This is a genomic window from Chitinophaga silvisoli (assembly GCF_003412465.1).
Taxonomy (GTDB): domain Bacteria; phylum Bacteroidota; class Bacteroidia; order Chitinophagales; family Chitinophagaceae; genus Chitinophaga; species Chitinophaga silvisoli.
In genome coordinates this window covers 71,137-96,581 of record NZ_QTJV01000013.1, presented here as the reverse complement: position 1 = coordinate 96,581, position 25,445 = coordinate 71,137, and the positions used below count along the sequence as shown (strand labels likewise).

At 44.8% G+C, this 25,445-nt stretch carries 22 protein-coding genes; 17 read left to right on the top strand and 5 right to left on the bottom strand.

Going from position 1 to position 25,445, the window contains the following annotated elements:
* The first annotated feature begins 112 nt into the window (after positions 1-112).
* The 3 genes from DXN04_RS27900 to ppsA are packed head-to-tail and all read left to right on the top strand — an operon-like array spanning position 113 to position 4,156.
* Positions 113-943 carry a hypothetical protein gene (locus DXN04_RS27900; protein ID WP_147320083.1) on the top strand — a complete coding sequence of 277 codons (831 nt, stop codon included), beginning with the start codon at positions 113-115 and terminating at the stop codon, positions 941-943.
* A gap of 11 nt (positions 944-954) precedes the next feature.
* Positions 955-1,785: a universal stress protein gene (locus DXN04_RS27895; RefSeq protein WP_116856701.1), complete on the top strand. Its 831-nt coding sequence runs from the start codon at positions 955-957 to the stop codon at positions 1,783-1,785.
* A 7-nt stretch (positions 1,786-1,792) separates the two neighbouring features.
* Positions 1,793-4,156 carry a phosphoenolpyruvate synthase gene (gene ppsA / locus DXN04_RS27890; RefSeq protein ID WP_116856700.1) on the top strand — a complete coding sequence of 788 codons (2,364 nt, stop codon included), beginning with the start codon at positions 1,793-1,795 and terminating at the stop codon, positions 4,154-4,156.
* 147 nt (positions 4,157-4,303) lie between these two features.
* Here the strand turns inward: ppsA and DXN04_RS27885 are convergent, their stop codons facing one another.
* Positions 4,304-4,993 (bottom strand): hemerythrin domain-containing protein, encoded by a 690-nt coding sequence (locus DXN04_RS27885; RefSeq protein WP_116856699.1) that lies wholly within the window; start codon positions 4,991-4,993, stop codon positions 4,304-4,306.
* The gene (locus tag DXN04_RS27880; RefSeq protein WP_116856698.1) at positions 4,956-7,481 is read right to left on the bottom strand and encodes a cation-translocating P-type ATPase; all 2,526 of its coding nucleotides are present in this window, start codon (positions 7,479-7,481) and stop codon (positions 4,956-4,958) included. The genes DXN04_RS27885 and DXN04_RS27880 overlap by 38 nt, the downstream gene beginning before the upstream one ends.
* Before the next feature lie 500 nt (positions 7,482-7,981).
* On the opposite strand from DXN04_RS27880, the gene DXN04_RS34940 reads away from it, so the two are divergent.
* The 4 genes from DXN04_RS34940 (at position 7,982) to DXN04_RS27865 (ending at position 11,279) form a co-directional block, all read left to right on the top strand.
* Complete coding sequence (locus tag DXN04_RS34940; RefSeq protein ID WP_158569191.1) at positions 7,982-8,143, top strand: hypothetical protein; 162 nt, start codon at positions 7,982-7,984, stop codon at positions 8,141-8,143.
* 136 nt (positions 8,144-8,279) lie between these two features.
* Complete coding sequence (locus tag DXN04_RS27875; protein WP_116856697.1) at positions 8,280-8,933, top strand: BON domain-containing protein; 654 nt, start codon at positions 8,280-8,282, stop codon at positions 8,931-8,933.
* A 294-nt stretch (positions 8,934-9,227) separates the two neighbouring features.
* Positions 9,228-10,292 carry a response regulator gene (locus tag DXN04_RS27870; protein WP_116856696.1) on the top strand — a complete coding sequence of 355 codons (1,065 nt, stop codon included), beginning with the start codon at positions 9,228-9,230 and terminating at the stop codon, positions 10,290-10,292.
* A gap of 156 nt (positions 10,293-10,448) precedes the next feature.
* Positions 10,449-11,279, top strand: a complete 831-nt coding sequence (locus DXN04_RS27865) for a universal stress protein (RefSeq protein ID WP_116856695.1) — start codon at positions 10,449-10,451, stop codon at positions 11,277-11,279.
* Here the strand turns inward: DXN04_RS27865 and DXN04_RS27860 are convergent.
* The gene (locus DXN04_RS27860) at positions 11,263-11,661 is read right to left on the bottom strand and encodes a response regulator (RefSeq protein ID WP_116856694.1); all 399 of its coding nucleotides are present in this window, start codon (positions 11,659-11,661) and stop codon (positions 11,263-11,265) included. The genes DXN04_RS27865 and DXN04_RS27860 overlap by 17 nt on opposite strands.
* A 107-nt stretch (positions 11,662-11,768) precedes the next feature.
* On the bottom strand, positions 11,769-12,686 hold the full coding sequence (locus tag DXN04_RS27855; RefSeq protein ID WP_233525704.1) for a MerR family transcriptional regulator: 918 nt from the start codon (positions 12,684-12,686) through the stop codon (positions 11,769-11,771).
* A 96-nt stretch (positions 12,687-12,782) separates the two neighbouring features.
* Here DXN04_RS27855 and DXN04_RS27850 point away from each other — a divergent pair, with 96 nt between their 5' ends.
* The 8 genes from DXN04_RS27850 (at position 12,783) to DXN04_RS27815 (ending at position 22,040) form a co-directional block, all read left to right on the top strand.
* Entirely contained in the window at positions 12,783-14,288 is a 1,506-nt protein-coding gene (locus tag DXN04_RS27850; protein WP_116856693.1) for a phytoene desaturase family protein, read from the top strand.
* Positions 14,272-15,111 (top strand): phytoene/squalene synthase family protein, encoded by an 840-nt coding sequence (locus DXN04_RS27845; protein ID WP_116856692.1) that lies wholly within the window; start codon positions 14,272-14,274, stop codon positions 15,109-15,111. The genes DXN04_RS27850 and DXN04_RS27845 overlap by 17 nt, the downstream gene beginning before the upstream one ends.
* Positions 15,108-15,602 carry a sterol desaturase family protein gene (locus DXN04_RS27840; RefSeq protein ID WP_116856691.1) on the top strand — a complete coding sequence of 165 codons (495 nt, stop codon included), beginning with the start codon at positions 15,108-15,110 and terminating at the stop codon, positions 15,600-15,602. The genes DXN04_RS27845 and DXN04_RS27840 overlap by 4 nt, the downstream gene beginning before the upstream one ends.
* Positions 15,577-16,308 carry a lycopene cyclase domain-containing protein gene (locus DXN04_RS27835; RefSeq protein WP_116856690.1) on the top strand — a complete coding sequence of 244 codons (732 nt, stop codon included), beginning with the start codon at positions 15,577-15,579 and terminating at the stop codon, positions 16,306-16,308. Before DXN04_RS27840 ends, DXN04_RS27835 begins: the two co-directional genes overlap by 26 nt.
* A 128-nt stretch (positions 16,309-16,436) precedes the next feature.
* Entirely contained in the window at positions 16,437-17,852 is a 1,416-nt protein-coding gene (locus DXN04_RS27830) for a hypothetical protein (RefSeq protein WP_116856689.1), read from the top strand.
* A gap of 262 nt (positions 17,853-18,114) precedes the next feature.
* On the top strand, positions 18,115-19,464 hold the full coding sequence (locus DXN04_RS27825) for a T9SS type A sorting domain-containing protein (RefSeq protein WP_158569190.1): 1,350 nt from the start codon (positions 18,115-18,117) through the stop codon (positions 19,462-19,464).
* A gap of 183 nt (positions 19,465-19,647) precedes the next feature.
* On the top strand, positions 19,648-21,570 hold the full coding sequence (locus tag DXN04_RS35705) for a DUF7151 family protein (RefSeq protein ID WP_317128902.1): 1,923 nt from the start codon (positions 19,648-19,650) through the stop codon (positions 21,568-21,570).
* Between the two features lie 200 nt (positions 21,571-21,770).
* Positions 21,771-22,040, top strand: a complete 270-nt coding sequence (locus tag DXN04_RS27815; protein WP_116856687.1) for a hypothetical protein — start codon at positions 21,771-21,773, stop codon at positions 22,038-22,040.
* Between the two features lie 314 nt (positions 22,041-22,354).
* Here DXN04_RS27815 and bla read toward each other — a convergent pair whose 3' ends face one another.
* Complete coding sequence (gene bla / locus DXN04_RS27810; protein ID WP_116856848.1) at positions 22,355-23,224, bottom strand: subclass B3 metallo-beta-lactamase; 870 nt, start codon at positions 23,222-23,224, stop codon at positions 22,355-22,357.
* 338 nt (positions 23,225-23,562) lie between these two features.
* On the opposite strand from bla, the gene DXN04_RS27805 reads away from it, so the two are divergent.
* A complete protein-coding gene (locus tag DXN04_RS27805) occupies positions 23,563-24,402 on the top strand; it encodes an SDR family NAD(P)-dependent oxidoreductase (RefSeq protein WP_116856686.1) in 840 nt (279 codons plus the stop codon).
* 94 nt (positions 24,403-24,496) lie between these two features.
* A complete protein-coding gene (locus DXN04_RS27800) occupies positions 24,497-25,438 on the top strand; it encodes a helix-turn-helix domain-containing protein (protein WP_116856685.1) in 942 nt (313 codons plus the stop codon).
* Positions 25,439-25,445 lie beyond the last annotated feature (7 nt).

The following is a 25,445-nucleotide window of genomic DNA, read 5'->3' as shown; positions in this document are numbered from 1 at the left end:
CCGCCGGCCTGGATCCTGTATTCAGGGAAGTGAAGATTGCCTGATGAATGCTTCTATGCCCCCGGATTATTGTTCGTACAACTTCATCCTGTCATTTGTAAAAATGATCGTTATGAAAAAGATATTATTCGTTACAGACGCACTCGACCTGCATCTTGAAAACCTGGAATTTGCAGGCTATATCAGTGGCCTGTTCAAATCAAAATTACTTGCCATCTTCCTGGAAAATGATGAATCCGAAATGCGAACAGACAGCATGATCAGAGCAGCTGCTGTAAATGCCGGGCTCAATGTAACGGAGGAACCTGTTTCCCTGAAACAACATACCTGTGACACTAATATTCAGCGCTTCAAAACTGCCTGTGAAAGTAAAGGGATCGACTGTGCTGTACACAGGGATCGTGGCAATCCACTTGCAGAGGTGATTTTGGAAAGCAGGTACGCCGATCTCATATTACTCAACGTAGGCACCTCTTTTACAGCCAACCCGGAAGGCACACCTTCTGAATTTGTAAAGGATGTCATGAGCAATGCTGAGTGCCCCGTAGTAATTATGCCGAATACTTTTACAAGTATCAGTGAGCTGGTGTTTACTTATGATGGAAAGGCATCTTCCATTCATGCAATTAAACAATTCACTTACCTTTTTCCCCAATTTAAAGATCTAAAAACAGTCGTTGTCAGTATTAACCCGGAACAGGTAAGCCCGGAAGAGAGATATAAATTCCGCGAATGGATGCACTCTCATTATAATTACCTGGACTTCCTTTCTACAGAAGGAAATGTGGAAATAGGACTGGTAGAATTACTGATGGAACGTGATAAGGCCTTTATCGTAATGGGTGCCTATGGCCGCAATATGATTTCTAATTTCCTGCGTCCAAGTCATGCAAATGCTGTGATTAAGTTAATTAGCCAGGCAGTATTTATTGCTCACCACTGATTAGTTGTTTTATGAAAAAGATACTGGCTGTTTTTGATGGCTTAAAGTTTTCAGACAGCACCCTGCAATATGCAGTTAAAATGGGTATTCAGCACAATGCTGTAATTACAGGTGTATTCCTGGAAGATCCAACGTACACAAGCCGCGGTATTTACCAGTTATACAGTGAAAAAGAATATGCGCTCGACAGTGTGAAAGACCTGGTTCGAGAAGACCGGAAGGAGCGGAATGCGGCTGTAGACAGGTTTGAAAACGCCTGTAAGGACGCTGGTATCTCTTACCTCGTACACCGCGACAGGGAGATGGCTGCGAAGGACCTCGTTAAAGAAAGCCGCTATGCCGATCTCCTGCTCATGGATGCCAGTGAATCTATGACCCGGTACCGGGAAGAATCTCCCACGCATTTTGTACGGGAAATTCTTGCCAATGCAAAATGCCCGGTATTGGTACTACCGAAACACTACACTGATATTAAAAGGGTTTTTTGGCTATTCGATGGTACCCCGGTTTCCATCTATGCATTTAAAATGTTCGGCTACCTCTTGCCCGTATTAAATGGGCTGCCGCTGGATGTCATCAGTGTAGACCTGCCGGAAACGGCCATGTACAATGATATGGTGAAAGAGCTGGTGTCTTTGCATACTCCCCAGGCACAGTATCATTTACTCAAAGGACAACCTGAGCTGGAAATCCCCCTCTTCCTGCGAAAGCAACAAAAGGAATCTATGGTCATAATGGGTGCTTACCAGCGCAACGCCTTATCCATGGTATTCAAGGCAAGCATGGCGGATATATTGGTAAGAGAACACCAATGGCCACTTTTTATTGCACACAATAAATAGTAAGGAGATGGAAAGCTTCATCATGCATTTTGCGGAGATCCGCTTGAATAATATACCCCAGGTAGGTGGTAAAAATGCTTCTTTGGGCGAGTTGTACCAGGTATTTAAAGGAGACGGTATTAATGTGCCGGATGGTTTTGCGACAAACGCATTTGCATTCTGGGTCTTCCTGGATTATAATAACTTATGGGAACCCCTGGCCCAGCTGATGCGGGAACTGGATAGGAAAGAGTGGTCTAACCTGGCTGAAAAAGGAGCTGCAGCCCGCAAACTCATGCTCAATGCAAGTTTGCCGGAGGAGGTAAGCATAGAGCTGCTGGCAGCTTATCGTAAATTATGCGGCGATGAATCATGGCCCGTGGCAGTACGAAGCAGTGCCACGGCTGAGGATCTGCCGGATGCAAGTTTTGCCGGCCAGCATGAATCGTTTTTAAATATCAGGGGAGAAGATGCCCTGATCCGGACCGTCATTCAATGTTATGCTTCTTTGTATACTGACAGGGCCATCAAATACCGGGAAGATCATGGATTCAAACATGAAAAAGTTGCATTGTCCGTCGGTATACAACGAATGGTTCGCTCTGACCTCTCCGCTTCCGGTGTATGTTTTACCCTGGATCCGGACTCCGGATTCCGTAACGTCGTGCTGGTAAACGGCATCTGGGGCCTGGGGGAAAATATCGTTCAGGGAGCGGTCGTACCTGATGAATACCTGGTATTTAAACCTACACATACCATCATCCGGAAGCGCGTAGGTTCCAAAGATAAGATGCTGTGCTTTGGCGAGCATGGTAATGCCCTGGAAAATATTCCTGTATCTGTATCCAAACAAAAGGAAATGGTATTGACAGATCAGGAGGTATTGCAGCTGGCCGAGTGGGCAGTGAAAATAGAATCTCACTATGGCCTGCCCATGGATATCGAATGGGCAAAAGATGGGGTAAACGGGCAGCTGTACATTGTACAGGCCAGACCGGAAACTGTGCACTCAAGGGAAGATAGCAGGTACCTTTCTACCTGGCACCTGGAAAAGAAAAGCGAGGTGCTGGCGAAAGGTATTGCTATCGGCAGTAAGGTGGTAGCAGGAACTGCCAGGATCCTCTCTTCTCCTGCCGATGCCTGGCAGATCAAAGCCGGGGATATAGTTGTTACCAATACTACCAGCCCTGACTGGGATCCCGTATTCAAAAAAGCGGGTGCACTGGTGACCAATACTGGCGGGCGAACCAGCCATGCGGCTATTGTGGCCCGCGAATCCGGCATTGCAGCCGTTGTAGGTTGTAAGGATGCCACCACCGCAATCCGTGATGGGCAGGCCATTACAGTGTCCTGTTGTGAAGGTGATACCGGCATTGTCTATGAAGGCATACTGCCTTTCAGAGAAGATAAGAAGGACCTGGATACGGTTTCACTGCCGGAACATGTATTGCCCATGCTGATTATCAGTGATCCTGCACAGGCTTTCAGGCTTTCATTTTATCCCAATGCCGGCGTTGGCTTGCTGCGTATGGAATTTATCATTGCTTCATTTATCGGTGTGCATCCTATGGCACTGGTAAAGTTTAATGAACTGAAGGATGCCGGGGTACGCGAAAAAATAGAACAGCTGACCAGCAGCTACCCGGATAAGCCGGCTTATTTCATCGATCGCCTGTCACAGGGGATTGCAACCATTGCCGCGGCATTTTATCCCAAACAGGTAGTGGTCCGGATGAGTGATTTTAAGACCAATGAATATGCTGCCCTGCTGGGAGGCAAACAATTTGAACCGGTAGAACCTAATCCGATGCTAGGGTTCAGGGGCGCTTCCAGATATTGTCATGATCTATATAAAGATGGCTTTCGCCTGGAGTGTGCGGCCATTAAAAAAGTAAGGGATGAAATGGGCTTTACCAATGTAAAAGTGATGATTCCTTTTTGTCGTACAGTGAGGGAAGGAGAGCAGGTGCTGAAATATATGGCCGGATTAGGGCTGGAAAGGGGGCAAAACGGGCTGGAAGTGTATGTGATGATAGAAATCCCCGCCAATGTAATCATGGGCGAAAAACTGGCAGCTATATTCGATGGCTTTTCAATTGGCTCCAATGATCTGACACAGCTGACCCTGGGGATCGACAGGGATGCCACCCAGATCGCTGAACTGTTTGATGAAAAAGACCCTGCTGTACTGGAAATGATAGCGGATACGATCAGGAAGGCGCATGAGAAGATAATTCCTGTGGGGTTCTGCGGGCAGGCGGCAAGTGATTTCCCGGAGATGGCCCTGTATCTTGTAAAGCAGGGAATAACCAGTATTTCTTATATGCCTGATGCTCTCCTGAAGGGGATTGAGCAGATCCATATGGCTGATATTGCTGCGCATGCGGTTTGATGAATATTGTTTCCATTCGCTCGTTTTTTAAAAAGGCTGTTTCAATCCAGGCATTGGAACAGCTTTTATTTTACCGGGATAATCGTGAACCTGCGCAGACGAAATGAGAACTGCATATTGCTTTTGATGCAAGCTCATGTTGTATGCTCAGGCCAAAGGAGTGAATTGGTCAAGTTCATAAATATGCAATGACTTTTCTATTCCTGCCACTTTCTCTAAAATATGGTCAAATCCATCTTTGCCAAATTTCTTTTCTTCGTTTTTCTCAAATTCTTCTCCCAGGGCATCATACTCATGGCCAGATACAATTTTTCTGAATGCAGGAAACAGCACGGTGTCTTCCCTGGCTTCGTGCGGGCGGTACATGGTGTTAAAAGCAGAGAGTAATCTTATCAGCTCCTGTCGTTCATTGTCGGAGGTGTTTTGCGAGCGGGTCAGGTGTAGTAAGTGGTCTGTAATAGTCCGGCCTGCATTGTGTTGTACCAGTAGGGTATTGACCAGTGATGTAAGCTGATTGGCTTTTATGAAGCGAGGGAACAGGTAATTTTCCTCCTGTTTTTCATGATAATCTTCTACAAAGGTCCGGATGATTGTAGCTGATTGCTGTAGGGCAGTTATAGGAAAATCCTGTTTTTGCTGCAATAAATTTCCGCAGTGATCGTATATGAGAAGGATCCTGTTTAGCAAGCCGTGTTCCTGCATCAGGTCTTCCGGCGGTGATATTTTTTGTCCTTCGTCTTCCTTTTTTCCACATGCGGTTAATAGGCCTGTTCCTGCAACAGCACCAATGGCAACTATATTAATAAATTCCCTGCGACTCTTGTGGAGGATGTTCATGAAGAGGTTTTTTTTGGATGAGCAGTTTGTATATTTCAAACCATACTATGCTCACAAAGGCCGTGCCTAAGCACATGAAAATTTCTCCGGGAGATAGCATGACCTGGCTATAAAAGCTGACAACCGGGGCAATAAACAGCATAACAGCAATTGAAACGGATATAAACAGGAGCAGCCAGCCCAATAGGGGATTACGAAGTTTTAATGTATAAATCAGGCTCCTGTTAAAAGACCTGTTGGAAAAAGTGAGCAATACATTGGCAAATAGTAATGTCATAAAAACAATCGTACGTACTTCGGCCAATGGTTTAAGCGGATGGTAAGTATAAAAGAGGGTCATGGTGCCGGCTGTTATTGTGATACCCAGTAATGAACTGATCAGGAGTTCGCGGGAACTAAGAAGCGCATTTTTTTGCTTATGCGGAGGCATTTTCATGTATTCAGCGTCTACCGGTTCTTTTTCATAGAATATAGAACAGATTGGTGTCATCATTAGTTCCAGGGTGATAATATGGATCGGATAGAATAGCGGTGTACCTTTTAAAAAGAGTAGGGTAGGCAGGGTAGTAGTTAAAATAACCGGGATATGTATAGAAATAATATACCGGATGGCTTTCCGGATATTGATATTTATTTTCCGTCCCTGTTCAACAGCCAGCGGCAATTTTTGCAGGTCGTCGTCAGTAATCACCAGGTCGGCAGCCTGCCGGGCCGTATCACTTCCTTTTTGTCCCATAGCGATACCTATATGCGCCGCTCTGAGTGCAGGGGCATCATTCACACCATCTCCTGTCATGCCGGTAATTGCATGGAAATCTCTCAGGGTCTCAATCACTTTTAACTTCGCATCAGGAAACATCCTGTAGTATACGCTTGTGTGTTGCAGGTGTTGAAAGATGCGTGCTTTATCCATCTCCATGATCTCTTTGCCTGATATTGCCAGGTCATTGTCACTGATGCCGGCTTCCCTGGCTATGCAGCTGGCAGTGGCCTGGTGATCGCCTGTGAGCAGTAATGATTTGATACCAGCGGCATTCAGCGTCTTTATTACTTCGCGTGCTTCTTTCCTGATTGGATCCTGGAATGCGATCAGGCCTTCAAACTGCCAGTTCCAGTTATCCTGCAGTTCAGGAATAGGTTCATTTTCATTTGCTGCTGCACTGGCTATTCCCAGTACCCGGTATCCCATATTTCCCATTTGAGCCAGGTAGGCGCTTACCTGTGGATCTGCTGTACCCGTGACCATTAAGATCCGTTCTGCGGCCCCTTTGGCGGCGGCTATCTGCTGGTGATTGACACTGTAAACATGTGTCATCATTGGTGGTGTGCCATCCAGGTTATATTCGTGTACCAGGTTAGGAAACTGGTATTGCCCGGGACCAAAGGCGGAGAAATATTTATGAATGACTTTTTCCATCTGGTCAAAGGGTGTTTTTTCGCTGGCCAGAAGGGCACAGTAAAAGAGATCGTGGTGTATTGGAGCATCGCCCGGAAGGATCTGTGAGAGCTGCCCCGTCCTGTGATTATAAACCATGGCGATCACCATCCTGTTTTCAGTAAGGGTACCTGTTTTGTCCAGGCAGAGGTAGTTCATGGTACCGAGGTCTTCGATCACCTGCGGGTTTTTGCAGATAATGCCTGAGCGACTCATTTGCCAGGCACCCAGGGCCATGAAAGAAGAAAATGCAAGCGGTATTTCTTCCGGGATGGCGACCATGGCAATGGTCAATGCAGAAAGGAGGCTAAAAGCCAGCTGCCGGGTATACAGAAATTGGGTGATGAAAATAATAAAGAACCCCAGGATACCTATACCAGCCAGCTGATACATAATTCGCCTGGTCTGTTCCTGCATAAGTGTTTTTGTATTATCAGGGGCATGGAGTGATTGTTGTAGCTTGCCGAGTTGCGTGTTCCTGCCTGTTTTTGTCACTATTGCCGTGCAGCTGCCTGAATTGATAGTCGTACCCTGGTATAACAGTTTATCACCGTCTGCAGCTTTGTAGACAGGGAAGGATTCTCCTGTCAGAATGGCTTCGTGGGTACTGAGATCATTTGAGATGAGTACTTCCGCATCTGCGGGTATTACATTTCCTTCGTACAGCAATATGATATCTGAAGGCAAAATTTCAATAACCGGGATTTTAGTCTGGATACGATTCCTGATTACAGTGACCAATGGATCTGTATATTCCTTCAGGGCATTGATGGCCTTTTCACTTTTTACATCCCCGTAAATTGAAATAGCAGAGATGAGGAGCAAGGCAACGAACATTGTGATGGCATCCTGGGGGCTATTCAGTACCAGGTAAAGGATACTTGCCAGGATGAGACAAAGAAACATCGGCTCGGTAAATAAGTTCTTCAATAACTTCAGCAGGAGATGTTCCCTTTCGGACTTTACCAGGTTAAGACCATATTTCTTTTGTAAGACGGGAATGTCTTCGTCTGAAATTCCTGGAACTTGCTGGCCGGAAATAGCTTGTTTCATACGCAGGATTTTGGTTTAGTTCTCCATTTTCTACTTTTATCACCTCTCCGTCATTTTTTAACACCAGGTAAATAATTAAGTTGATACCATCCTTATACAATTCTTCGGGTCCAGATGCAGGGTGTCAGGGTCAGCAAAATTATCACTTTTCTCATTTTGCAATATGACAAAATCTTCGGTCCGGGGATGTTTTTTCATGGTGGAAGATTTATTGATTACTATACAAATCTAGCCTACAATCATACCTGGCTTCAATGATCCGGATCATAATAAAAAGTAACATTCAACTGATTACTTCAGTTTTTTCTTTGCCGGATGTGAAGGAAGGCCAGGTCGTACAGATATAGCATTTTCAATAGGGGGTGCTTACTTTTTATTGCCTGTCTGCTACCCGCCTTACCTCGTTCAATGTGATGGATATCAATATCTGTAATGATGATTCTTAATCTTTTTTATTAAAGAAAATACCAACTTTATTCCAACACTAAAAACGCCCCAATATGAAAAATTATCAAAAAGCCATTTCAGTTATCGCTTCAGTAGCGATTGCCGGAGCTGCCATCGGCGCTCTCCTTACAAAGACAGAAAAAGGAAAACGAGTGCTTACAGCAATGAAGAAGAAAAAGCATGGTAACGGACAGGAATCAATAGAAACCATTTAGTAAAGATATATAAGCAGTGGACTTAAAATCTGCATAAAGTAAGGCAATCAAAAAAAATGAAAGTACTATGAACTGCGGGTGGAGTTTTCCACCCGCCATGTGCTTGGTTTATTTTTTCACCCTAAAATGAAAAATCATGAAAAGTGATTATTTAGTCCAGCAGGATGTCCAGGAAGAGCTGCTTTGGGAGCCATCCCTGAATGCAGTTGAAATAGGGGTATCTGTTAAAAATGGTATTGTAACCCTGAGTGGAACTGTGGATAGCCTGAGTAAAAAACTGGCTGCAGAACGGGCCGTGAAAAGAGTGAAGGATGTGAAGGCTGTGGCCATGGATGTGGAAGTCGAATATCCCAGCAGTAATAAGAAATCAGATGCAGCTATTGCCCAGGCGGCGGTAGATGTACTCTCCTGGAGCAACCTGGTGCCTAAAGATAGTATTCATGTGGAGGTAGAAGACGGGTATATTACACTGGAAGGAGAAGTACAGTGGCAATACCAGCGGGATGCTGCCAGGGATGCTATCAAAGACCTGCAGGGTTTAAAAGGCATCTCCAACCTCGTGACAGTCAGGCCAGCTGCCTCCGCTTTCCTTATCAAGGATAATATAAAAAAGGCATTGCAACGGATGGCAAATATTGAAGCGGACAATATCACCCTCTTAACAGAGAATAAGACGATCACCCTGAAAGGAAAGGTTCGTTCCTGGCGCGAGAGGGAAGAAGTAGAGCAGGTAGTTTGGTCTACTCCAGGGGTTTCAGCAGTAAAAGATGAACTTGAAATAGACATTTAGAAAGAGTCACGGTTTTTATAGGATGACGGTGCGGGCAGATTATTCTGCCTGCTTTTTTTTATCTTTGAACCGTCGTCTCAGTCCAGACAGGTAAGCCACGTCATGATATGATTAACATGTAATTTCTACCATTAGCCCGGTAAATAATACCATCAGATTCCTCTTTTTACCAGGAAATATTTAACCTCAACGAAAGGCCTATATGAAAAGTTAATTATTATGTATATTCATGTGTCTGCAATCGACATGTTTGATTTATACACCCATCATTCACTTCAATAATACCTATCGTTTATGCCTACAATACTTGTAATTGAGGATAATCTAACGGTAAGCGACCACCTGGTTGAAATTCTGCACCTGGCCGGATATGACGTTTTAGTTGCCCCTGATGGTAAACAGGGTATTACAATGGCAGGACGCTGCCATCCGGATCTGATCATTTGTGATCTGTCGCTTCCGATCCTGGATGGCTATGTGGTATTGCAGCTGTTAAGCAGTCATGAAGACTGTTGCAATATTCCCTTTATATTATTGACTGAGCGTACAGATCGGTCAGATGTCCGGATGGGAATGAACCTGGGGGCTGATGATTATATTACCAAGCCCTTTCACCCGTCGGAACTCCTCAATTCCATAGAATGCCAGTTAAAGAAGCTGGAGCATAGCAGGCATTTGCATGCGGTTGACCTGAAAACAACGATGCCGGCAATTTGCAATGTTGCACCCGGGGAAGTGATGCCCTTACATGCATTGGTGAAAGATCGTAATATAAGGCGCTTTAAGAAAAAGCAAACTATCTACCAGGAAGGTAATCATCCTTCCTGCCTTTATTTTATAGTCAGGGGCCAGGTAAAGACTTTTATCCTGGACGAAGATGGAAAGGAATTGATTACGGAACTGGCAGGAGAAGGGGATTTTCTTGGATATGCCGCGCTGCTTGAACAAGTCAGGTATATCGATACTGCGGAAGCTATCGGTGAAGTAGAACTGGCCCTGATACCTCAGGATGAGTTTGAGAACCTGTTACTAAGCGACGCAGATATGCGCCAACAGGTGATCCACCTGCTGACGGAAAGCATAGAAGAAAAAGAAACACAATTGCTGAAAACGGCCTATGATTCATTGCGCAAGAAAACCGCAGCTACCTTGCTGACGGTGTACAGGAAATATAATATTGTTGATTACCGGAACATCGGGATAAAATTCAGCCGGGGTAATCTTGCCGCTCTTGCCGGGGTGGCAAAGGAATCGCTGGCGCGGACCCTGGCAGAATTTCGGGAAGAACACCTGATAGAAGTGAAAAATGGTACCATTTATATATGTGATATGGAGAAGCTTACACAACTCTGTAAATAATCAATAGTTGTCCATGCTATTATGATGAATATCATTTTCCCTTTTCGATGATTGACTCAACTTTGGGTGATAGAATCTGACATACAAAAGTGTTTTTGCGCCAGCTAAGTATTCCTGCCCGCTGGCGCTTTTTTCCTTACCATTTAATCCCAGGTTATGAATAGAATATTGTATGTGGCCAATGCCCTGAAACCTAATGCCGGCCGACTTGAATTTACGCTTTATATATGCAGGCTCACTGGTGCCGGATTGAAAGCGGTATTTTATACAGATAATGAAGCTTATTCAGGAGAGGTACCCTGGGTCAAAGATGTTGCCCGGCATGCAGGGATCCCTGCAAATGAAGATACCGGCACTTTGAAAGCAGCACTGTGTGACCGGCATATACATGAATTTAAAACTACCTGCGGACAGGAAGGGATATTGTGTACGGTACATAAGGCTACAGAAAATTTGCGGGATGAGGTCCTTTTAGAAAGCAGGTATACCGACCTTATTTTGTTGGATATAGCTGTCGCTTATACTCCAGGAAACATTTCCATTCCAACTCCCCTGGCAGAAGAAATATTGAGGTCTGCAGAATGCCCTGTTATAGCTTTACCTGAGACGTTTAGTAAGATTGATGAAGTGGTAATTACTTACGATGGCAAGATCTCCTCTATGTACGCGATAAAGCAATTTACCTATTTGTTTCCCGCTTTGAGGGACGTACGGGTCAGTGTCATCAGTGTAAATCCTGAAATAGTAGCAGCTGATGAGCGGTATAAGTTCCTGGAATGGATGCATGACAGTTACAGCAATATCAATTTTTTTGCTGTAGAGGGAGATGAAAGGAGAGGCTTGCTGGAAATTCTGTTGCAGCGAAAGGATGCCATCATCCTGATGGGGGCTTATGGCAGGAGCCGGTTTTCAACTTATATTCATTCCAGTCATGCCGACAATGTCCTGAAGATGACCAGCCAGCCCGTGTTCATCGGGCATCCCTAAAGGCAAGGCCCTTCTTGATCCTGTCAACCAGCCATGTCAGTTCACGGTAACTATAAGGCTTTTGGATCACATCATCTGCCTCAGCCAGCAGATCATCCCTGGAAATGAAGGAGGGGTCAAAAACACTTAATACGATGATTAATAGATGGCGGAGGCTGTGATGGGACCTTATTTTCCTGATCAACCTACAGGTATTGTCCACCGCCAATCCTGCATTCAGGAGGATAGCATCCGGAATATTCCGGGTAAGCACTGAAAGTTCAGGTTCTAAATGAGAGTTATCAAGCGTTATTATTTCAAATTGATCATTGGGTAAGAGTTCCTGCATCAAAGCGACATCCTCTTTTTCCTGATCCACAAATAACAATTTATAAGTTGCCATTCAGATGAAATTTTAGTTGCCGGGAATTCATTTTTTCGCTTGAAATCCGGTAAAAATGGTGCCAGTTTTGTTTATTAAAATTATAAAATAATTAAACATTATAAAAATTAACCCTCCTTCAGGCCCAACAGTAAAAGCAGGTCTTTTTTGAATAATGCATTCCCGGGCAACTTCTCATCAATATTTTCAGGAATAGGACCGGTAAAATAGACATTCACCCCAGGCACCGCATGGCATAGTAACCGGGAAAAGTGCACAAAATCTTCTGCCGGCAGCGGGTTCGTCAGGTTGGTCACTACGAAGGCAAAATCGCAGGCGGAGATAATCCTGTCCAGACTATCATAGGGCACTGACTGTCCCAGGTAGATTGTTTTAAAGCCCCTGGCTCTCAGCACATAGTTATAGAAAAGCAATCCAATTTCATGCAATTCATTTTCAGGCAGGAAGAGCAGGGCAGTACCCAGTGATGGATCTGCCTGGCGGGAAATACGTTCTGTAGCGACAATTATCTTATTCCTGATCAGGTGAGAGATAAAATGTTCCTGGGCGGGGTTAATAGTGCCGATCTGCCACATAATACCTATCCGGTGAAAGAAAGGGAAGATATGCCGGATAATGGTTTGCTCAAAGCCTTCCGCCATCATGATATCCATGAACGTTTTATTGAACAGTTCCTCATCCAGGTTGATCAGGCTTAACAGCAGCCGTTCTTCATATATATTGATGCTGGTACCAATAGAAAGGCCGGCTATTTTCTCAGCAATTTCATCATCTTGCATTTGACTGATCACCGAGATCTTATACCCATATTGTGTCAACATGCTGATATTCAGCAATCTTCTTAGGTCCTCGTTTGTATAAAAACGAATGTTTGTATCTGTTCTTCCCGGTTGCACAATTCCATACCGCTTCTCCCAGATTCTGATAGTATGAGCCTTGATCCCGGACAGGTTCTCAAGGTCCTTGATAGAATACATTTCAGCTGCCATTACTTCAGGTTTCAGTGCCCGTAGAAACAAGTTCATCGGGCCGGTGATGTATCGGGTACAAAAATAAATCTTTTGTTTATTCTTTGTTTTGAAAAGTTAAACAGTATATTTGTTTAAGAGTTTTGCAAAAAGATGAAACAAAACAAAGGCGACGACATATTAATTATAGGTGCAGGTTATGCCGGTTTATCGGCTGCGATTACTTTGGCAAGTCATGGCCGCAAGGTAACGGTGGTTGAAAAGCATAGTACGACAGGGGGCAGGAGCAGGGCATTTACGGAAAACGGGTTTACGTTTGACATGGGGCCCAGCTGGTATTGGATGCCGGAGGTGGCCGAAGGTTTTTTCAACAGGAACGGGCGCAATATTGAAGATTATATGTCATTGGTTCGCCTGGATCCTTCTTACCAGGTAATTTTCGAAAATAATGAAGCAGTAGAGCTGCCCGCTTCATTTGCAGGCATTTGCTCCCTGTTCGAAAGCATTGAAAAGGGAGCGGGCGCACAGCTGGAAAAATTCATGCAGGAAGCAGAATATAAGTACCGCACTGCTATGAAGACTTACATCCATAAACCCGGCCTTCACTTCAATGAATTGTGTAGTATGGAAGTGTTGCAGTCTGTATTGAAAATGGACATGCTTCAGTCATTCAGCAACCATATTAAGCGATATTTTAAGCACGAAAAACTGCTGAAGATCATCGAATTTCCCATCCTCTTCCTGGGTGCTACTGCCGATAAGATCCCTGCTATGTATAGCATGATGAACTATGCAGATATGAAGCTGGGCACCTGGTACCCGATGGGAGGGATGGTACGTTTGGCAAAAGCCATGACCACCCTTGCCATAGAAAAAGGTGTTACTTTCTTACTGGATACGGAAGTGGAGCGCCTGGAAGTAGTGGGTAATAAGGTCAGTGGGGCATATACAGGTAAGGGGTTTCTTCCGGCGGACATTGTGATCTCCGGTGCAGATTATCACCATACAGACAGGGAGTTGCTTCCTGCGGAAAAGAGTAACTACTCTGAAAAATATTGGGAAAAGAGAGTCATGGCTCCATCCTGCCTGATTTATTATATAGGCGTTAACCGCGTTTTACCCGGCCTGCAGCATCACAACCTGTTTTTCAACCATGACCTGCGCCAGCATGCGGACGCTATATATACCAATCCTTCCTGGCCGGGTCAGCCATTGTTTTACCTGTGCTGTCCATCCAAAACAGATGTGGGTGTAGCACCGCCTGGCATGGAGAACCTGTTTTACCTGATACCTACTGCCCCCGGCCTGGCAGATACACCTGCTATCAGGGAAAGGTATCTTGAACTGGTTTTGAAAGAAACTGCGTCCTATTGCGGGCAGGATTTTTCAGGTGATATTATTAGTTCCAGGTCATATGCGTACAGCAATTTCCTGAGCGATTACCACGCTTACAAGGGCAATGCATATGGATTAGCAAATACACTGGGTCAAACTGCTTTTTTAAAGCCCTCTATCCGGCATAAGAAGCTTCATAACCTGTTTTTCACTGGCCAGTTGACCGTTCCCGGGCCTGGTGTACCACCTGCTATCCTCTCGGGTGAAATGGTCGCTCAACATATTTTAAGACAAAAAATTGTCAAACATGAAATCACTCTTTGATAAGGTAAGTGCGCGCTGCAGTAAATTAACGACAGAAGAATATAGTACGTCATTTTCGTTAGGCATCAGACTACTGGATAAAAAATTTCATGCGCCGATTTATGCGATATATGGTTTTGTGCGGTTTGCCGATGAAATTGTAGATTCATTTCATGAATATGATAAAGGTGCTTTGCTGAAGCATTTTAAAGAAGAAACATACAGAGCCATATCCGAAAGAATAAGTTTGAACCCGATTTTAAATAGTTTTCAACGGGTTTACCATGAATTTAATATAGAACAGGAGCTGGTGGATACATTTCTGGATAGTATGGAAATGGACCTCCACCAGCATTTTTACACCCGCAGTATCTATGAACAATATATCCTGGGAAGTGCGGAGGTAGTGGGCCTTATGTGTCTCAAAGTATTTACGGAAGGCAATGATGAGTTGTATTGTAAACTGCGCACGCCGGCTATGAAACTGGGGGCAGCCTTTCAAAAAGTCAATTTCCTGCGGGATGTGAAAGCGGATAGCCAGGAGCTGGGCAGGCACTATTTCCCGCTGGTCAACCTGGAGCATTTTACCAACTGTGATAAATATGCTATCGAGTCGGAAATCGAAGCAGATTTCCAGGCTGCGCTGCCGGGAATATTGGCCTTGCCACTGAGCGCCCGGAAAGGGGTATACCTGGCTTATGCATATTACCAGGTACTGTTTAAGAAAATAAAAAGTCTGCCGGCCCAGCGAATCATGAACGAAAGGGTAAGGGTGGCGAATACGCATAAGATTGGCATCATGTTGCAAACCTTTTTATTCCCCGTAAACCTGTTACAGCAATGAATGATGTATTGATTTTAATTGTGATGCTGCTGCTGGGTTTTACCGGGATGGAGGGCATAGCCTGGCTCACCCATAAATACATTATGCATGGCCCTTTATGGTTCCTGCACAGTGATCATCACCGTAAACCGGAAGGGCAGTTCCTGGAAAAGAATGATTTCTTCTTTTTGATCTTTGCACTACCGGGCATAGCACTATTTTTGTTGGGAACGATCCAGAAAAGTTATTTGCTCATAGGCCTGGCATCGGGTATTACACTTTACGGACTTACCTATTTCCTGGTACATGATATATTCGTACATCAGCGTTTCAAGTGGCTCCGGAATAGTAATCATCCCTACCTGAAGGCCTTGCGCCGTGCGCATAAGATGCATCATAAACACCTGGGAAAGGAAGAGGGAGAGTGCTTCGGGATGTTGTTTTTTCCATTGAAATATTTCAGGCTGGTTTCAAAAAAGAAGGTAAATGAAGTACACGTATCTGGCCATTGATTTAGGAGCGATCAGTGTTCCTTTTATAGCCAGTTTTCATCCGCTGATAAAGTTTTACAAGTCCTGGAGCCTGGTGATTATTTCGATGCTGGTATCGGGCAGCTTATTTATCGGATGGGATATATGGTTTACGCATGCCGGTATATGGGGGTTTAACCCCGATTACATTTCAGGAATTTACTGTTTTAATTTGCCGCTTGAGGAGGTGTTGTTTTTTTTATGTATCCCCTATGCCTGTATGTTTTCATATCATTGTCTGCGGGTGTTAAAGCCGGATGCAGGTTTTAACAGGCAGGTGACTGATTATATCTCCTGGACACTGATGATCGGTGGGGGAGTGGCAGCGCTTGTTTATTATCAGCAACAGTATACCTGTGCTACATTTTTGTTATTGTCACTTTTTACCTGGTATATGAAGGATAAGCAATGGGCGGGTAAGTTTTATCTGTGTTATACGCTGTTGTTAGTGCCATTTACGATCATCAATGGGATCCTCACGGGTAGCTGGATTGCAGCACCAATTGTATGGTATAATAGCCAGGAAATAATAGGACTCAGGTTGTTGACCATCCCTGTGGAGGATGTATATTACGGCCTGACGCTGATCGGGTCGCAGGTAGCGCTGTATGAATACCGGCCGGCTCATAAAATTCAGCAGGCAGTTGAATTATTCTTTAGTAACAACAAAAAATTGCCTTTAATGTAGACCATTGAGCCAGGCTCACAGGGAAAAATTGATCAGCCTGATTTTCTACCGTGATTTGACTATTTATCCAAAGACCCTTAAATTTGGTTGAATAGAAAAGATTAACCGGATTACATCCCCCTCAAGATATGGCTTCCAAAACACCCCAACACACCCGACAACAGCAATCCCAGTCAGCGAGCACCGAAGGTCCGGGTCGTCAGGCCCTGTCTTACCCCACTGTCATACCCGCACCGGTGCAATTGACCGCGGCTCCGTCCAGCCAGGCGGCAGTCATCCAGCGGAGAGTAGGTATCGAAGTGGAAACAGGCGTGCCTGTGTACAAGCCCTTAACAGTGGCAGGAAGTGGTATTGATCCCAATCTTTTAGGCTTACTTTACCAGGGGGCTGAATATTCCAGAAATACCCGTGGTAATTTAAATGGAGTGGAACTGCATGCGGATTCCGGAGGTAGTGTATATGGTGGCCCCAGGGATACGTATTTCAAGGATCGGGTAAAAAATAGGGTAAGGGGTGTACCGGATAAACTCGGTAAAGCCAGCATTATAGAAGCAGTTACGAGTAAACAGGGCCTGGTGGATGAGCTGGGGCCTAATGGTAAACAGGACCTCAGTGATCACCTGGATGAATTGTTATTACAAATTGCCAACCTTGAAAATGCCGCTCCCACAGCACTTGGGAACCTGAGAGCAGGGGTAGATAATAATTGGGGCTATGGTTTTAAAGATGCTATGCTAAAGAACGGATATTTTCCACAAGTGAATATCGGGATAGACCTGGGTGGACTGGCAGGCATGTTTAAAAACCCTGTAGGTGGTACCCTGACCAGTGGATTCTTCTGGGGAGGGGTAGAAGCACGGGATACTCATGCCGATATTGCAGCCGTGATAGGGAAAGCGGCTAAGCTTCCCATTGAAGAAGGTGAAGACGATCCTGTGATGCCTCATTCCCGGCTGCTTAATTCGCTCGAGGGTGTGCTGACTATCCTCCTGAGCTATTTTAAAGGTGCCAGGGCCGGGCACAATCCCACAGAAACAGAAAAGAATTCGGTGCCATTTATGTTGAAAGGAAGCTTCCAGTCTTTATGGGAGGAGCTGTTGAAACAATTTCCTGAAGAACAGCGGGATGTAGAACCGAAGGAATGGTTTATGAAAATAAGTAAGATCATTGAAACGGAGCTGGATGCAAAATATAAGCTGCAATCTCTTCCCGCAGCAAGAATGGGTGGATATTCCACCTTATCGGCTGCCTTTGAGGCCTTGATAAACGGTGAAAATATCGGAACATCCATTGCTTCAGGGGAGAAGGTGAAGAATGATGAGGAGGCAAGTATTAATTATGATGTGGCGGATTATATGCCAGAGCTGATGTTAGTGCCGGACCGGAAGGTACCGGTGGTAGAGTTGCGGCATATGGATAGAGTGGGGAGTGGAGATGCCTTGAAAAACAATATAATGATGATAGTAGAAGGGGTGATAGAGCGCCAGTTGGAGCAGTTTGATGGCAAGGCAATTAAGGAAATTAAAGAAAGGTCCGGGTGGTAGATGATAGACTTGCTCATTTATCCCCCCCTTATTTATGCCCTTTACCCGCGACCCTTTACGATGCTGAATCCCCTGAAGACCTAAAATAAGTATGCCTTTACTTTATTAAGATTGTATTTAGCAAAATAATAAGGACTACCACCTATAAAAACACCCTTTTAATAGATAAAATATTAGCATATAATAAAAAGATGTTATTTTTGGGCCACAACCAGATGCAACTGCACTAATGCACCCAAAACTGTTCGTAACAATGCTACTCATGCCTGTAGCAATTGGCCTATACCAACCTGTATTTTCACAGGGACTGATTATAACAAACGGTGGTCACCTTGTTTTAAACGACACCGCCAAAATCATTATTAATAATGGTGGTTTTTCTAACTCCGGTAATTTCAATGCCGGCAATGGATCTGTGATCTTTACAGGTGCCGGATCCGGGAACATTTCTGGTACATCTGTGTCCACATTTAACAATATTGTCATCGATAAGGGTGATGATACCCTTCGCCTGTTGCAGCACGCCAATATTTCGGGCAGCGTAAAACTCAGCCATGGCAATGTTGATTTAAACGGTTACAATATCGACCTGGGGGAGACAGGTTCCTTAAGTGGTGAAACTGCCCGTTCCCGTGTGCTGGGACCAGGTGGCGGCTTCCTGATCAGCACTACCAACATTTATGCATCAGGCGGTACAGTTAATCCCGGCAACCTGGGCATGGTGTTTACGCCTTCATACGATCTGGGATATACGCTTATTAAAAGAGGACACCAGGAGCCTGAACTGACAAATGGGTTTGGCATTAACCGGTTTTATGATGTGAAAGCGGCTAATAGTACGGTAGCTAAGGATGCAGTAACATTTCAATATTTTGATGCTGAGTTAAATGGAGTTACTGAAAGTGAATTGGGTGTGTATTATATCCCTGCGGCGAATGGGGATGAAACCCTGAAAACTATTACAGCCTTTGATTCAGCAGGTAATTTCATAAGTGTAAACAATGCTGGTTTTGCCGGTAGGTATGTATTGGCTAATGTAATATCAGATTCAATCCGCGGCACTGCCCTTCAGGCAGCACTGGTGGCAGATAAGGTAAATCTTAGCTGGGCTACTACTTATGAAGTAAGTACAGATCATTTTGAATTGCAACGGAGTCTGGACAATGTAAATTTTAGTACACTGGAATCACTGGCTGCGGCGGGTAATTCAAATGTGAAGCGTGATTATGGTTATACGGATCCTGAGCCTATGTTAACCGCCAATGAAGGGGCTGGTCTGAGATATTACCGTTATAAAATTGTTTTTAAAGATAAGACTTACCGGTATTCCAATGTAGCGATTGTGGCACCGGAGGGATATAACTATTCGTTATTCCAGGTGTATCCGAATCCTACATCCGGGCCTGTGGTTGTTAATTTCAGCATTAACAGGGAGCAGAAAGTTTATGTTGAGATAGTTAATAATATGGGTGTGGTGATTGCGCGCAAAGCGGTCAATACAATAATTGGCATGAATAGTCTCTCTTTTGATCTTGGTCAGATGATGTCGGGAGTATATTATGTACGGGTTGTGAATGTCTTTAAGACGGCTTACAAAATAATTAAACTATAATTTCCAAATTTCAATTTTCATTACACGACAATGCGGCTTAAAAAACTATTTTCAGTTTTTTTACTTGCATGTACTTTACATGTTTCTGCACAAAATGTAGGCGTTAATGCTGATGGTGCTCAACCTGATAAAAGTGCAATGCTGGATATTAAAAGCACGGTAAAGGGCTTATTAATTCCGAGAATGTTATCATCCCAGAAGAATGCGATTGAAAGCCCGGCTACGGGTTTGATGATTTATCAGACGGATAGTGTCAGTGGGTTTTATTTTAATAAAGGGACAGCGCTTGTTCCTGAATGGAGTTTGCTGGGAGCGGGTGCGGGAGTGGGAGTGAATGGTGTGAATGCGTTGGTGAAGACGAGTGTTGAAGCGGCGGGGAGTGTTTGTAGTACGGGAGGCGTGAAGATTGAGGTGGGGGCGGATGTGAATGGTAATGGGGTGTTGGATGCGGGGGAGATTGATGGGAATTATACGACTTATGTGTGTAATGGAAGTGTGGGTGCGACTGGTGCGACTGGTGCTACGGGGCCAAAGGGAGATAAGGGTGATACGGGAGCTACGGGTGCTACAGGGGCAAAGGGAGATAAAGGTGATACAGGAGCAACAGGTCCGGCCGGGGCCACAGGCGCAACCGGAGCAACTGGTGCAAAAGGTGATAAAGGCGATACAGGGGCCACAGGTGCAAAGGGCGATAAAGGTGATACGGGAGCTACAGGTCCGGCCGGAGCCACAGGCGCAACCGGAGCAACCGGTGCAAAGGGTGATAAAGGAGATACAGGGGCTACAGGTGCAAAGGGTGATAAAGGTGATACGGGTGCCACAGGTCCGGCCGGAGCCACAGGAGCAACCGGAGCAACTGGAGCAAAAGGTGATAAAGGCGATACCGGGTCCACAGGTGCAAAGGGCGATAAAGGTGATACGGGTGCCACAGGTCCAGCCGGAGCCACAGGTGCAACCGGAGCAACTGGGGCAAAAGGAGATAAAGGTGATACAGGAGCAACTGGTCCAGCTGGAGCCACAGGTGCAACTGGAGCAACTGGCCCCAAAGGCGATAAAGGAGATACAGGCGATACCGGGGCTACAGGTGCAAAGGGCGATAAAGGTGATACGGGTGCCACAGGTCCAGCCGGAGCCACAGGCGCAACCGGAGCTACAGGTGCAAAAGGTGATAAAGGAGATACCGGAGCAACTGGTCCAGCTGGAGCCACAGGTGCAACCGGAGCAACCGGCCCCAAAGGCGATAAAGGCGATAAAGGAGATACTGGCGATACAGGACCAATGGGTCTAACAGGAGCCACAGGTGCAACCGGACCAACCGGAGCTACAGGTCCCAAAGGCGATAAAGGCGATACTGGAGCAACCGGAGCCACTGGTGCTACAGGTCCAACCGGTGCCACAGGTGCCGGATTTCAAAATGGCACCACCGGCGGGCAAGTCTATCTAACCGGCAGTACCGGTGCCCCGCAGGCCCCCCAAACAATCAGTGGCGATTTTACAATAACAACAACAGCCGTTGCCACGATCGCAAATAACGCCATCACAACTTCCAAAATAGCCGATGCCTCTGTAACGACTGCTAAGATCAGCACCACTTCGGGTACCGCCAGTGCAACAACCTATTTAAGAGGTGACGGAACCTGGTCTACTCCATCTTCCGGAACTAGCGGTGCAATTGGCTTAATAGCCACCAACACACGCTCGCAGAGTGCCGCAGCGGCTTCAACCTCCAGTTTTAGCAATATCAGTTTTAACAATTATAATACCCCGGCTACAGGTATGTTTGATGGTGTATACTATAGTGCCAGTGTAAGCGGAGTATATATGATCACTGTAAATCTTGCCACTACCCATACCAGTGCCGGAAATGTGCGCCCAGGTATCAGTTATACCAACACCAGCGGCACTACCACTGTCCTTGCCTGGGGTGTAGCAGGGCCTTATAGTTCATCTTTCCCTTCTGCTGCCACCTCTACCGGAATGGTAACCACCGTGTGCTCCCTGGTACCAGGTGATAAGATCAGTGTAATATCAGCAAGTGATGTTGCGACTAATCTACCACTGTCCACAGATGGTACAACAAGACTGACAATTATTAAGTTATTTTAATTGAAACAAAACGCCGGAAATAAATCCGGCGTTTTGCTTTAATTGCATACGGTACTGCTCGTGCAATTACCTAATCTTCAAAGTCTAAATTGCTTCTCTTTTATGGCTTCTTCTTATATAGTAATGCTATCTCTAATTGAAACAAAGCAAATATTTGACAGCAGGAACTTTAACAATCAGCAATCAGTAAATCAGAAGAGATGATCCAGGCTTTAGGGGATTTTTTGAGAAAATGGGGGAATGTATTAGGAATCTCCATAGGAGTTATATTTATCTTAATTACTATTTTGATGGATCTAAGGGGTATATCCCAGTATGAGTACTTTGATTTTAAAAGGAATTCTAAAGTGGAAATGCCATTAGTCGTTAATTACTTTACAGGTAGTTTCATCATCTTAATGGGAATTAAAAAGCAATGGATATCAGACCTTGCAGGAAAAATAAGAAGTCGTAGAAGAAAAAGAAATTAAGTCACCACCTTAAGAATCGCCTCAATATTTCTCGCATTTTAAATGATTATAACCTGAACAACCATGAACAAGAGGACCTCACGCAATATGGGGTGGAATATAAAATGAATGACTCCGGCCATTTTATGGTAAAGGCAGCATACATGAATAATGTAGACTATATCATAACAATGACAGGGTGTACGATAGACAGCGCCATCATGACGAAAATAAGGAAAGAGATGAAATCAAAATGATTTCCAGGACTATTAAAAACTGTAACAATTGAACGCATTCAGGATATATTATTAAGCTATAAGTAGGAAAAGCATTTATTACTTTTTTTTCATCTTCTCCAGGTACTCCTCCTCACAATCCTTTATTTCCAGATCATACCCTTCCTTATCCATAAACGCCTCCGGATGATACCCACTACCTTCCTTATGCTTCTTCTGAAGCTCAAACTGACTCCCATGCGATGCCAGCCAAATATCAAACGATAAGCCCTTCATCGCTTTTATCGTATACCCATAATCCCTGGCAATTCCAGGATACCTTTTTAACTCAGAAAAAGGCTTATCCGTAATAATTGTCGGGATATTAGCTATCAACACCCTGTAAGAACGTTTCGCATCTTTTACATCAAACAAAAAGCTGCAGGACCCTTTGGTGTGCCCCGGATGATGCAACATCACCAGTTTCATGTCCCCAAGCTGTATCGTATCCCCATCATGTAAAATCCTGTCCACTTTCACAGGGGCAAAAAGACAATTGCGCCCACCATCTAAATAATCTGATTGTCCTCCATCGGCCACAACTCCTGCATCCCCTGCATCTATCATCAATTTCGCTCCTGACTCTTTCTTTATTGCTGCCATAGCACCCATGTGGTCATAATGTGCCTGGGTATTTAAAAGGATCTTTACATCAGAAAGTCTGAATCCCAAAGACGCAATATTTGCCTTGATCTGGGGCGCTGAAGATTGCACGCCCGTATTGATCAGGATATTCCCCTGGTCAGTCACAATAAGGTAGCAAGCCAGGTCATATGTGCCCACATAATAGAGGTTGCCCGCAATCTGAAAGGGGGAATAAGGCTTCGTCCATTCCGGATTTTTAAATGCCGGCTCAACTACCTTTTGAGCAAAGGAAGGGAAACTGACACATAATAAACAGCTTAACAGCAGGCAATTTTTCGGTAACATATAATCCCGGGTTTTAGGATGGGGCTTCAAGATATAGTTAATAATTGGTAATGGCTAGTATTTAAATTGAAATCGCCGGGAATAGACTCTTCTACCCATATTTGGAATTCGGAATAATATGCCTCAGCCCATATTTAAAATTCGGAATAGGACTCCTCTACCCATATTTGGAATTCGGAATAAGCCCCCCAGCCCATATTTGAAATTCGGAATAAGCCTCCCCGACCCATATTTGAAATTCGAAAATTTACCTGTTATCGGAGTAAACAGCCCCCGCTCAATATGTCCCACCTTTGTATCGTACAAGTAAATAATTAATCACTTTAATAATTACAACAATGGCAACAAAAAAAGTTTGGTTTATCACCGGTGCTTCAAAAGGCCTGGGTTTAGCTTTAGTACAACGCCTGCTGAAAGAAGGCTACAAGGTAGCCGCCACCTCAAGAGATGCAGGTGCACTGAGTAAAGAAGTAAACTATGCAGGTGATGATTTCCTGCCCCTGCAGGTAGACCTCAATAGCGATGCAGCTGTTCACCAGGCGGTTCAGGAAATTATTGCAAAACTCGGCGCTATAGATGTGGTGGTGAACAATGCCGGTTATGGACAATTAGGTACACTGGAAGAGCTCACAGATGAAGAAGCCCGTAAGAATTTCGATGTAAACGTATTCGGTACATTGAACGTGATCCGCAATGTGATGCCACATTACCGGCAGAAAAAGGCAGGTATGTTTTTTAACATCTCTTCCATAGCCGGTTTTATGGGCACCTTCCCTGGATGGGGGATCTATAACGCTACCAAATTTGCCGTAGCGGGATTAACAGAGGCCCTGTCTGCCGAAGTAAAATCTATGGGAGTCTCTGCTACTATTGTATACCCAGGCTATTTTAAAACCAATTTCCTGCTGCAGGGATCCCTTCGCACCGCCGCTTCCCCTATCAGCGAATATAAAGAAGCACGTGAGCTGGAAGTGATTCATAACGATCAGATCATCGGCAATCAGCCAGGAGATCCTGAAAAAGCTGCGGCCGCTTTTATCAAAGTCGCCGAAATGGAGACTAAACCACTTCACCTGTTCCTCGGTACAGATTCCTTCGGAATGGCCAACAGCAAAATTGAGGCTTTACAGGCAGACCTGAAAACTTATGAAAGCATTAGTAAGTCTACTGATTTCTAAGCGATGGATACTGCACACCATAGTTATAACCAGGCTGGCTCAGACCTGGTTATAACTATTTGCCGCTAATTTTTAAGTAACTTAGGCTTACAATATGGAAAATTCTTCGATACCAAGGAAAGCGCTTGAAACCTTTGCGACAGACAGTTACCAAATTCCCTTACTGGATGTGCAGCATTACCCGGTTGACTCAGGCTATTTTGTCATTCAGAATAGGGAAACCTATCCTGTGAAGGATTATATTTCCCCACACCGCCGGAAGTTCTATAAGATCTTCCACATGACATCCGGTACCGGCATCCTCACTGTAGGATTACACCGGTATGAAATGGGGCCCCACGAAATAGGATTTTTACATCCTGATGAGATCGTATCCTGGCAGACGACTTCCGCAGCTACCGGCGGGCATTTTTGCCTCATCCATCCCGACTTTTTCGGCCGCGATGCAGAACATGTACTGCAATGGCTCAGGCAGTTCCCCTATTTTTTACCCGGCAAGGCAGTGATCCAGTTGCAGGAAGACCAGTCCCATATTATCAATAGCTACTTTGCCACCATGCTGAGAGAGGCCCAAAGCGACAGCGAAGACAGCAAACAGGCGATCATGCTCCAATTGCAATTACTCTTGCTGGAAAGTCAGCGCGCGGGTAAAAACCGTGTACAGACAGAAGTGACGGAAGGATATGGCCATATCTACAGGTTCTTATCCTTACTGGAATCTGCTTTTCAAATGCAGGATCGTAATGCCATCACCAGGCTAAAGACAGCCACTGAATTTGCAGATGAATTGCATGTTCATCCCAATTACCTCAATTCCCTGGTGAAGAATCATACCGGTAAGACGGTCAGGGATCATATCCAGGAGCGTTTATTGCATGAGGCAAAATCACTGCTGGTTCATACCGACTGGGGGATTAATGAGATCAGCGACGGACTTGGGTTTTCCGGACAGGCGGCTTTTACTTCTTTCTTTAAAAAGAAAGAAAATATATCTCCACTCGCATTTCGAAAAACTACCCTGGCAGCAAGAACCTGAGCACAAT